We start from the raw sequence: 11,347 nt of genomic DNA, 5'->3' as shown, positions 1-11,347 counted from the left end.
GCTGTATGCGCTACGGGTGCCGCCTCCGCGGATCCATCCGCCATTTGCTTTCTTGCTACATGCCCCCTATCAGCATACGGTAAAGATTGGCCTGCGTCGCGCCGGCCGGCATCGTATCGGCGGTGTAGGGCACGTTGATGTAGGCCGTACCATTCGCCTGCGGCGTCGCATGCACACCGCAGGCGCGAATGAGTGCAAATCCCATCCGGCCGAGGGCCATCAGCTCATCATAGCTTTCCCACTCGCCGCGTCGGTCCCAAAGGACGCGCATTTGCGAAACGAGGTCGGTGATCGCGTCCGCGCCCTTTAGCTCCGAAGCGATCTCAGGCAGTTCCTCGTCGGCCTAACATTTTCAACAAGATAGCCTGGCACTTAATTTGAGACTTGGCAGTATCGCGGTAGGGACGCCCATTACTGGGCGCCCCCGCTCAGATCCGAGCGAGCCCGATTCGAGCACTCGGCTCCTACCTTGGGTGGCTGACGGCGAAGCGCTCATTGGGTCACGGGTGAAGGATACGCGGCTTGGGGAGCCAGTCGTCGGTCAGTTTCGTCATGCGGGCCCAGGTGAAGCCGTCTCGTTGGCTGCGCCGCCGAAGCGTCCGCCGCCAGAGATCGGTCACATGGTGCCGGAACGCCGAGAGCGCCCGGCCATTCGTCGGCACCGCATAATAGCCGAAATAACCTGTCACGACCTGCCTCAGCCACTTCCCCTGTTCGGGGATCGGCCGATGCATCCGACGCCGCAGCTCCGCCTTGATGTCCTTGAGCTCCGCCCGCATGCGGTCGCTTCGGGTCTTCTGCCTAAGCTGGAAGCGCCCTTTGCGGATTTTCCGCAGATGAAGGTAAATCCCAGGAATGCGAAAGTCTCCGGTTTGCCGAGCCCGCGCTTCTTGCGATCGACCGCCGCAAAGCGACCAAACTCAATCAGGCGGGTCTTGTCCGGATGGAGCGACAGCGCGAACTCCTCAAGCCTTGCGCGCATCGCATCGAGGAAGTGACGAGCATCCCCCTCGCGCTCGAAACCAACGACCACATCATCGGCATAGCGCACGATGATCATGCCGCCGGTAGCCTCACGCTGTCGCCAGCGCTGGGCCCACAGGTCGAAGACGTAGTGCAGATAGATATGGCCAGAAGCGGCGAAACCACCGATCCTTGACCCGTTCCCCTGTCCTCCACAGTCATGATCCCGTCTTCGAAGATGCCCGCCTTGAGCCATTTGCGGATCAGGCGGATGATGCGCTTGTCGCCGATCCTGTGTTCGACGAAGCGAACCAGCCATTCCTGACTGACCGCCCCGAAGAAATTCTGAATGTCGGCGTCGACGATCCAGTTCACCTTCCGTCGGTCGATTGCGACGTACAAGGCATCCAATGCATCGTGCCGCCCTCTTCCGGGTCGGAACCCGTAGGAGAACCCACAGAAGTCGCCTTCATAGATGGCATTGAGCACCATGACCGTTGCACCCTGAACGATCTTATCTTCCAGAGCTGCAATCGCTAGCGGCCGCTGTTTCCCGTCCGCCTTCGGTATATACGTCCGGCGAGACGGTTGTGGTCGATACGTTCCCCGATGGACCCATTCGTGCAGGTCCTTGAGCCGAGGCTCAAGGACCGCCTCGTAGTCCTGCCATGTCATGCCATCCACCCCTGGAGCGGCCTTGCGCTTAAGCGTGTAGAACGCCGTCCGAAGTGTGTCGACATTGATCTGGTGGAAGAGCGCGGTGAACCGTTCCTTCTTCCTCAGCCTTGCGGCTTGCCGTACGCGGTCCAGCGCCTGGGACATGCGAGCCCGGCTCTGTGTCCGGTGCATGTGTTGCTGTTCCGCTTTCCCCTTGGTCCCCGGCCTTGGCTCCACCAACTCCGCCACCGGTCGCCCGGCTTTGTTCGTCGGCTTCCCAGCTACTATGCCGGTGTCAGACTTCTCTGGATCGTGCATCAACGGCTACGGCTCCTCGCCTTCCCGTTGCGGACCATCCACACCGTAGTCTTGGGGTGTTTGGTCAATCCAGAGATCTCCCGGTTCCCGTACAAGGAGCTTCCGCACATGCCAGGTCTCAGACCACGCCGGATCGGAACAAGCGCTCGCGAAAAATCGCGCTTGTCCGTTTCGCCATCCGCTAAAATAACGGATCGGCATCCGGGACGAAATCCCTTTCGTGGCTCAATGGCTGGCTATGCGCTCCCCTACCGACTCATCTATAAGGCACCGAGGCTTGCCGAAAACCGCAATCCTGCTCATTGCGGAGCATCTCAGGATCGTGTCCCAGTGGGTTCTGTAATCGCGTCTGTCACGCCGGACATCGGGATATTGCTGGTCAGGCTAGGCGCGCGGCAGTGTAGTGGCATTCACCAGTTTGCATCTGGGCACCCGCTTTTTTTGGACGATTTGACCTCTCGGCTTTCATCGTTCTGCCAGTGACACCAACTGCTTTTGCCTACTCTTGGTCGGTCAGCCACGCCAGAGCTTGCTTCCCCGCCGCAGTTACTGTGACGCTGCGGTCGGCGTCCCGCTGGATCCATGTCTTCGCCAGGAGGTGCCGGCAGAGCGCCGCTCCAAGGTGACCTCCTAAGTGAAACTGATGATGTTCGCTCCAGTCGGGGCAGGCGAAAGCTAGTCGCCTATGCGAATGGGTTTCTTCGTGTGTACCGTAGTCCAGTTCCAATCGATCGAATGCATCCCGCGCGTTAGGCCCGATGCGGACATCATCCCAAGGGAAGGCAGGTGCCGTCAACGCACCGTAGCCAATCAAACCTTGCATAATCTGGACGCCGATGCGGCCGGCCAGGTGATCGTAGCATGTCCTCGCCTGCCGAAGAGCATCCGGCGTATGCATTGTCGTCATCGTTCGGCTGCCGGTGGCGGCCCAGGAGAGCGAGGCAATCACCTCGGCGATTGTCGGCGAGGCGACGCGATAAATGACCATCCGGCCATTTTTCTCCGCCTCCACGAGGCCGTGCGCACGCAGTCGCCGAAGGTGGTTGGAAACATTTGATTGGGACGTTCCGGTCGCCTCGGTAAGCTGCGCGACCGAACACGGTCCCCAGGTGAGACACTGAAGCATCTGCAGTCTCAAAGGGTCGGCGAGCATCTTGGCGATGGCTGTCGCTACTTCTAATTCATTCGTCATTGACTTCTTCTACGTTTTAGCGTCATCTATCACCAACAAATGATATGTCAAGCTGGTCGGTGATTGCGTGCACTTGGCGAGGGGCCGAATGTTCAAAAATGCGAAGGTGGCGGCCGTCAATCTCGCTGTTGCCAATGCGATATTCGGCACGATCGGCCTCTTCGCGGTAGAAGCGGGCCTGCCGCCGTTTGCCACCGTATTTTGGCGCTGCGTTTTCGCGACCGTGTTCCTTCTGGTGTGGTGTGTCGGATTTGGCCATCTGGCACCGGCTAATCTCTCACCAAAGTTGCTGATATATGCTGCTATCGGAGGCATCGGCAATATCGGAAGTTCCGTGGCCCTGTTCGGTGCATACAAATTCTCCAGTATTGCGACTGCAACTATTATCTATCACGTGCAGCCTTTCTTTGTCGTCCTGATTGGCGCCGTGGCCTTGAGAGAAACCATAAAGGCGTCAGAGATCCTTTGGATCGTCCTTGCATTCGTCGGCTTGATCTTGTCCACCGGCCTGATCGGCACGACGGGGGGCGGCGATGGCTCATGGGTTCCCGGCGTCGGTCTTTCACTCGGAGCCGCGTTTTTATATGCCGTCGGCACGATCATTGGCAAAGAACTCGGCGCGCAGAGGCCTGAGGTCACAACACTGGTGCAGACGATCGTCGGTGCTCTTTTGCTGTCGCCTTTCGCGGACCTGGCCGCCTCGGTGCCCGTGCAGTCGTGGAAGTGGCTCATCTCTTTGGGGGTTCTGCACACCGGCATCGCCTATGTGTTGATTTTCTCAGCCTATCCGCGCCTTAGAACACCTGTTATCGGCGTTTTCGCGTTCATTTTTCCGTTGGTTGCAATCCTCGTCGATCTGCTGGTTTACGACAAGCCCATCGATTTGCTTCAGGCGGCGGGATTGCTTCTGATCATGCTTGGTACGTTGGGCGTTCAACTGGGTTGGGCGGGAAATTTTCGCCGCGAGCGCGCGGTCCAAGGTTCGTCCAATCCCAATTGAATGGTCGCAGAGTATCGCTCGTTCTTGTTGATCAACCCGCCACGAGACGGCAGCAGAGTAACCTTGAGGAGCTACTATGGATTCCAGTCGCCACTGCCCGGCAATGATGTTTCCATCCATGACCGATATCCGGTTCAAAGGCGTGCTAAACCCGGTTCCGATGGCCTTCAACAACGCCTCTTTTCGAGTCCACAAGGTAAAGAACGAAGGCATTCGGTTCTCGACGCCGCTTTCGATCAGCCACTGATGTTCGTCGCTACAGAAGTAGTCATAGACCATATCTTCAACATCTTCGATTACACGGTGTTTTTCGATGTCAATGCCGACGTCAGTGGGACTGATCGCGATGGCGATGAAATTGCCGGAGTGGGAAACGTTGAACCTTAGGTTCGAAACGGGATCGGAGAGAAGCGGCTTGCCGTATCGGCCCTTGGCAAAACCTAGCGACGCAGGCGCTATGCCGAGTTCCCGAGATAGCTCGGATCTCAGAATAAACTTTGACAAGATCGAGCGCGTGCGTTCGGCCCTGTCGAACATCGCGCCCGCCTCTTCCAGTTCGTCGGCGGGCAGATGGTCCAGGATGGCCTGCGGCAACGGCTCCCTGCCAAGGATATGCGGCGATGCGTCGTACAGTTTGTAGCGGCAGCTCTCATCTAAAACTTTTGCATCAAACAGGAGCATTCGAAACCCGAGCGATCATTCTACGACATGACTTTCGGACTGATCGGTGAGGTACACGCCCCGCGGTCGAGTGTACGAAACGTCTATTTCATCGAGAGAAAGCAACGTCATGCAAGATACCTACCACGGGAACGAAATCGCGATCATCGGAATGGCATGCCGGTTTCCCGACGCCGACACCGTAGACACATACTGGAAGAATTTGAAGCAGGGTCGCGAGAGCATTGTTCCAATCTCCCGCGAGCAGCTTCGCCGCCTCGGTGTGGCGGACAAGGTCATCGATGGCGGCGACTATGTTGGAGTTTCAGCCAATCTACCGAACTTTGACACCTTTGATGCCGGGTTCTTCAAGTTGACGCAGAAAGAGGCAGAGACGATCGATCCTCAACATCGTCTGTTTCTGGAGTGCGCTTGGGAAGCGCTCGAGACTGCGGGATGCGCACAAAGGCGAAGCGAGCTTCTGATCGGCGTTTACGGCGGTGTGGGACCAAGCACCTATTCGACGGATTTTCTGCAGAATCCATATCAGGTCCCCGGCACGAACCGTTTTCTCGACAGCGCCTCAGGCTTCCTTGTCATGCTAGGAAACGACAAGGATTATGTCAGCACAAGAACGTCCTACAAACTCGACCTGCGCGGACCAAGCCTGAACGTGCAGAGCGCGTGCTCGACCGGTCTGCTCTCGGTGCATCTGGCATGCCAGGGGCTGCAACTGGGAGAATGCGACGTTGCCCTTGCTGGCGCATCATCGATCCTCATTCCTCACGGCGTAGGCTACATCCATCAGGCAGGCGGTATCGTTTCTCGTGACGGCCATTGCCGGGCTTTTGACGGCGCTGCTGATGGAACGGTTTTTAGCAGCGGAACAGGAGTTGTTGCTCTCAAACGTCTGGACGACGCGTTGTCCGACAAAGATTTCATTCACGCTGTCATCAAAGGTTCTGCCACAAACAACGACGGCGCCGCTAAAGCGAGCTTTGGTGCGCCGAGCGTGCGGGGACAGGCTGACGTCATCAGACAAGCGCTTGCCAACGCCGGCGTTGAAGCAAACTCAATTGAGTTCATCGAAACCCACGGAACCGGAACGCCGCTGGGAGATCCGATCGAAGTGCGTGCCTTGTCTGAGGTATTTGCACTGTCGTCGAACGAGCAGGCCCGCTGTGCTCTCGGCTCGGTTAAGACGAACATCGGCCATTTGTCGGCCGCCGCGGGTATTGCGGGTCTCATCAAGGCGGTCCTGGCGTTGCAGCATCGGACGATTCCGCCAACATTGCACTTCCAAAGTTTAAATCCGGCAATTTCCTTTGACGGAACACCTTTCTACATAAACACCGCGCCGGAAGATTGGCCCGGGCAGGCGCCTCACAGGGCAGGCGTGACATCGCTCGGTGTTGGCGGCACGAATGTGCATGTCGTCCTGGAGGAAGCTCCTCGGCAGCGATCGGCCGACGAAGAGCGGAAGGGACAAAGGCCAGACGTCCTCGCGTTGTCGGCGGATTCCGAAAAGGCATTGAGCAACCTGCTGCTGAAATACCGCGACTATCTCCTTGGCCCGGTGGCACCAGAGCCATCAGACGTCTGCTACAGTGCAAACACAGGGCTTGCACATTTCCCCTACCGCTTCGCGGCAGTGTCGACGAGCGCGGCCGACCTTGCCGAGCAGCTTGACGTCGCGTCGAAGCGCACGTCTTCAGTCGCTCCCAGCCAAGACGGCAAGCTGGCATTTCTGTTTACCGGCCAAGGATCCCAATACCCAGGAATGGGCAAGATTCTCTACCAAACTGAACCGGTCTTTCGCCACTGGATCGATATCGCAAATCCACTAGTCACGGACGAATGCGGCGTCCCTCTCCTCGACCTATTGTTCTCTCCTCTAGTGAACGAAGAGCTGCTTGATCAAACGCGCTACACGCAGCCCGCCTTGCTGGCGTTTGAATATGCGCTCGCAAAGCTCTGGCTGGCGCGTGGGGTCAAGCCCGATGTCCTCATTGGACATAGCCTGGGCGAATTCACTGCCGCCTGCGTGTCCGGAATTCTCCCATTCGACCAAGCTCTGCGGCTTGTCGGGGCGCGTGGTCGGCTCATGCAGGACGCTCGTCCGGCCGGTGCGATGCTGGCTGTTGCCATGGGCCTCGACGAGGCGCGTCGATTGATCAGAGAATTCGGGTCAAGCCTTTCTATCGCCGCGAAGAACGCGCCGCTCAGCGTGGTTGTATCGGGCGAAAAACAGGAAATACTGGCCCTTCGTGAAGAGCTGGAAAGATGCGGCGTCAGTCATTCGATCGTCAACGCTTCGGTAGCGTCCCATTCTTCGCTGATGGAATCCATAGTCGGGGATTTCGCCCATCATGCGAAGTCTGTCGTTTTTTCATCACCGACGCTTCCAATCATCGCAAATGTAACGGGAAGCATTTCCTCGCAGGAGATGACCAGTCCCGACTATTGGTGCAAACAGCTGCTAAAACCTGTCCTTTTCGAACAAAGCGTCGAAACCGCGTTGCGACTGGGTGTAACGACATTCCTGGAAATTGGCCCCAAATCCGTCCTTTCAAATCTCGGTAAAATGTGCGCCAGCGATCGACCGGCAATCCAAAACACTGCCTGGATTACAGCATTGAGTGAGAACGTGGATGATTGCGAGCAGGATGCGCTTGCTTTGGCTCAACTCTTTGAAAGTGGCGCGGGGATTGATTGGGCGGCCATTTACGAGGACAGGAAGGGACGGCGTATTCCTCTTCCAAGCTATCCATTCCAAAGACGGCGATATTGGCCGGGCGTTGACGATAAGGTCGATGAGAGATGGTTTCATCGAACGCTTTGGCGTCCTGAAGAACAGGCGGATCGTTCAGCAGACAGCCCGCTGCCCCAGATCCTCCTCGTATGTGGCGCGGACACTGCAGCAACCGAACTGGTCAACCTGCTTGAGCGACAAATTACCGCCGAAGCGGCAAAGACAGTGCGTAGGGGCCGCCACAGGCCAATCGTGATGTATCTCAACGAAATCAATATCGCTGACATTCAGGCGCTGCTCCGCCACACGACGACCGGAAAAGACGCCCCGGAATGCCGACTGATTTACGTGGCCTTCGCGTCGTCACGGGAAGACGGTGAACCAGCGCCGCAGGCGGGACCAGATGCCACTCAAGGGATCTTTGATGCGGTACGCTTTGTGCGCGACGCGTCCGCCTTCGATGGCTCTATAGACCTCAAGGTCCAGATCTTGACGCGCAACGCAGTCAGCATCGATCACCAGGATCTTCCTGTCGTGCCCGCCCAGGCCGCCATTTGGTCTGTCGCGACGGTGTTCGGGCAGGAGCACCGCGACATATGGCACAGTGTGATCGACTTCGACGAATCCTCGACGGATCTTGTAGTCGCACGGCTTTTACGCGGTGATTTGGCCGACCAGACGGCACTTCGACGCCGAAGCAGCTTTGTTGCCCGACTTGAGGATGTGGAACTAGCAGAGTCGCGGTCGCTCGCTTTCAGGGATGATGCCACCTATCTCGTCACGGGCGGACTTGGCGGCGTCGGAAGATCGCTGGTGCGATGGCTTGCAGATTGCGGCGCTAAAAACATTCTGCTCATCGGCAGGTCGCTCGAAGACGAAACCAAGCGGAGCGAACTGAAAGCCCTTCGAGAACGCATTCCAAACCTTCGCTTCGAAAGGGCCGACGTAGCGTCCCGCGCGGATATGGCGCGGATTTTTTGCGATATTGAGGTATCGGGCTTCCCGTTAAAGGGCGTCTTTCACGCGGCTGGCGTCAATGAAAATGGCATGATTGCGGATGTTGCCCATGACGCCCTCGACAGAGCCTTGAGGCCAAAACTTCATGGGACGCTCGTGCTCGATGAACTCACGCGCTCGTGCGAGATGGATTTCTTCATCTGCTTTTCCTCTCTGTCATCCATGCTGGGGTTCAAGGGGCAGGCTGCTTATGTGGCCGCAAATGCCGCCATGGAAGCAATCGTGACGAAGCGCGTTTGCGAGGGGTTCCCGGCGCTTGCGATCTGCTGGGGGCCCTGGGCAGGTGACGGAATGTCGGCCTCTCTCGGTGCCCGACAGAAAGCGCGTCTTGCCGCCATGGGCATTCGGGAATTTTCCCCCGATGAAGGGGTAGAGAAACTTTCGCGCCTTTTCGGCCTCTCGGGAATCTACGGCGCTTTTCCAATCGTCTGGCAAAGCTATCTCGACCAGTTCAATCGACGAATTCCGCCACTATTTTCGGCAGTAACAAGCCCCAAACCGACAAGCGTTGTCGGCACTGGACGAACATCCAAACGCCCGTTCAAAGACGAAGCGGCCGCGCTTCCCATCGAGGAGCGGACGGATTTTGTCGTTTCGAGTATTTCCGCGATCGTCGCCAAGACCCTTAGTACATCCCCGAAATCGGTTCGGACAGACGAAGCGATCAATCGGCTGGGCTTCGATTCTCTCACCACCTTGGAATTGCGCGACGCCCTGAAGGCACTCGGCGTGGTCCTACCCCTTGGCCCGCTCTTTTCCGGCGCCTCGATCGCCGACATCTCCAAGATAATCCTCGATCAACTGGAAACCCAAACGGATGTGCGCCTTGCTCCGCCGTCTTCAGTTCTTCCTGCTCGACGCGAACCGTTGATCATTCCAAGACGGAGCGGAAACGCGAGCATGCAGCTTGTTTGCTTCGCGTATGCTGGCGGAGGTCCGGCCGTCTTCAATGGCTGGGCCGACCAACTTCCAGATGACATCGAAGTGGCTATCGTTCAATTGCCCGGAAGAGGCTCACGGCTGGCTGAGCGGCCGCATACGAGGATGCATGATCTCGTTGATGAGCTGACGCCCGTCTTGGCCGACTACCTCGACAGGCCATTTGCCTTCTTCGGTCATTGCATAGGCGGTATCCAGGCTTTCGAACTGGCCCATCGCCTGGAGCGCGAGTATCGATTGCATCCGCTTCATCTGTTCGTCGCCGGGTCGAGAGCTCCGCAGATCTACAATGAACGACAGGCGTCTATTGACGCTGTCCAATTCGGTGCGACGGCAGCTCGTTCCGGAGCTGCAACCGAAGAGGATTTCATTGACATGCTTAAGGATGTCAACTTCGCAAACAACAAGGCTCTCTTCAAGGATGCCGAATTGTTGTCTCTCATGCTCCCCGTCATCAAAGCCGACTACGAGCTTAACAACACCTACATCTATCAGCCAAAACACCCCCTTGCCACGCCCATCACGGCAATTGGCGGTCGGGCCGATCCTTACACGACCGGCGAACATATCCTGGCGTGGAGCGAGCAATCCATGTTGCCGTTAGACACCCATTTCTGCCCGGGCGACCACTATTTCATGGAAACCCATAGCTCCTTTCTGATCGAGACAGCTGCCCAAATTCTTCTGGGATATGCCTCTCAGGCAAGGCCACGTCACATCAGGATTGTTTCGTCCAACTGACTGTTTTTCAAATGGAGATTCCGATGTCGTTGAAACTGATGAATGCCACGATCAACGTTGCCGCACTTTCATTTGTGATGATGTTCTCGTTAAGCCCAGAACGCGTTTTGGGGCAGACACAATCAGCGCCGATCACGTTCTACGACGGGGGATGGGAGAACATCCAAATCAGCAACGCGATTGCCATTTACATGATCAAGCACGGCTTCGGGCGCCAAGCCGTGGACGTCGATTCCAATGTTCCGAAAATGCAAAACGCGATGAGAAGCGGAACGATGGACGTCAATCTGGAAATGTACAACAACCTCATGGCGGAATGGGTGAGCGCACAGGTTACAGACGGCAAGATTGTCGAGCTCGGCGAAACTTACGAGAGTGCCTCGCAGGGCTTTTATGTTCCCACCTATGTCATCAAAGGAGATGCCGCCCGAGGCATCAAGCCCCTCGCCCCCGATCTTAGCAGCGTTCAGGATCTTCGCAAATATCTTCAAGCATTTCGCGAACGCGATCCGGACAGGCAATCCAAATTCATCAATTGCATACCCGGCTGGGCTTGCAGGGAGATCAACCTGATCAAGCTTGCGACATACGGGCTGGATAATGATCTCAAATCCATCGAACCAAAAACAGAAAACGAGCTGAACGAAACCATTCTGAAGGAATACGAGGCGGGGCGTCCGTTCATAACCTATTATTGGGCTCCCAGTGCGCTGCCGACCATGATCGACCTGACGCTTCTGAAGGAACCTGCTTACGACCCAGCTTGCTGGGCTGCAATCGAAAAGCTGCTCACGCCGTTTCAGCCTGGCGTTCCGGCTGAACGAGCTTGCGCCTATGAGACTATTCCAATCCTGAAATATGCGACGAAGAAAATGGTCGGTGAAAACCCGGACGTCGTAGCCTTCCTGCGGGCCATGTTCATCGGTTCCAAGACGATGGGCGAGCTTGCGGCTTACATGCATAAGCAAAGGGCCACGCCTGAGGAGACCGCACTTTATTTTCTGAGAAATCATCAGACGACCTGGACGAAATGGGTCTCCGATCCCGTCCGATCGCGGGTTGCCGCGTCGCTCTCCCACTAATTCATCGCAACGCTCTCGCTGGAGAA

General features: G+C 57.0%; 5 protein-coding genes and 2 pseudogenes. 3 read left to right on the top strand and 4 right to left on the bottom strand.

Annotated features, from left to right (window positions below; all coding sequences use genetic code 11):
* Nucleotides 1–55: 55 nt before the first annotated feature.
* The 3 genes and pseudogenes from AM571_RS21505 to AM571_RS21495 form a co-directional block, all read right to left on the bottom strand.
* Entirely contained in the window at nt 56–271 is a 216-nt protein-coding gene (locus AM571_RS21505) for a hypothetical protein (protein WP_074063538.1), read from the bottom strand.
* A 229-nt stretch (nt 272–500) separates the two neighbouring features.
* Nucleotides 501–1,938: pseudogene (gene ltrA / locus AM571_RS21500) on the bottom strand (group II intron reverse transcriptase/maturase).
* Nucleotides 1,939–2,437: 499 nt separating this feature from the next.
* Complete coding sequence (locus AM571_RS21495; RefSeq protein ID WP_074063537.1) at nt 2,438–3,130, bottom strand: ArsR/SmtB family transcription factor; 693 nt, start codon at nt 3,128–3,130, stop codon at nt 2,438–2,440.
* Between the two features lie 88 nt (nt 3,131–3,218).
* Here AM571_RS21495 and AM571_RS21490 point away from each other — a divergent pair, with 88 nt between their 5' ends.
* Nucleotides 3,219–4,130 (top strand): DMT family transporter, encoded by a 912-nt coding sequence (locus AM571_RS21490; protein WP_074063536.1) that lies wholly within the window; start codon nt 3,219–3,221, stop codon nt 4,128–4,130.
* A gap of 156 nt (nt 4,131–4,286) precedes the next feature.
* On the opposite strand, the pseudogene AM571_RS38420 reads toward AM571_RS21490, so the two are convergent.
* Nucleotides 4,287–4,667: pseudogene (locus AM571_RS38420) on the bottom strand (4'-phosphopantetheinyl transferase family protein); the annotation flags it as partial.
* 253 nt (nt 4,668–4,920) lie between these two features.
* Between AM571_RS38420 and AM571_RS21480 the strand changes: the two are divergent.
* Nucleotides 4,921–10,239 (top strand): type I polyketide synthase, encoded by a 5,319-nt coding sequence (locus AM571_RS21480; protein ID WP_074063534.1) that lies wholly within the window; start codon nt 4,921–4,923, stop codon nt 10,237–10,239.
* Between the two features lie 23 nt (nt 10,240–10,262).
* The gene (locus AM571_RS21475) at nt 10,263–11,321 is read left to right on the top strand and encodes a glycine betaine ABC transporter substrate-binding protein (RefSeq protein ID WP_074063533.1); all 1,059 of its coding nucleotides are present in this window, start codon (nt 10,263–10,265) and stop codon (nt 11,319–11,321) included.
* Nucleotides 11,322–11,347 lie beyond the last annotated feature (26 nt).

It is taken from the genome of Rhizobium etli 8C-3, assembly GCF_001908375.1.
In the GTDB taxonomy this organism is placed as follows: Bacteria; Pseudomonadota; Alphaproteobacteria; order Rhizobiales; family Rhizobiaceae; genus Rhizobium; species Rhizobium etli_B.
This window is presented reverse-complemented; position numbering and strand designations above follow the sequence as displayed.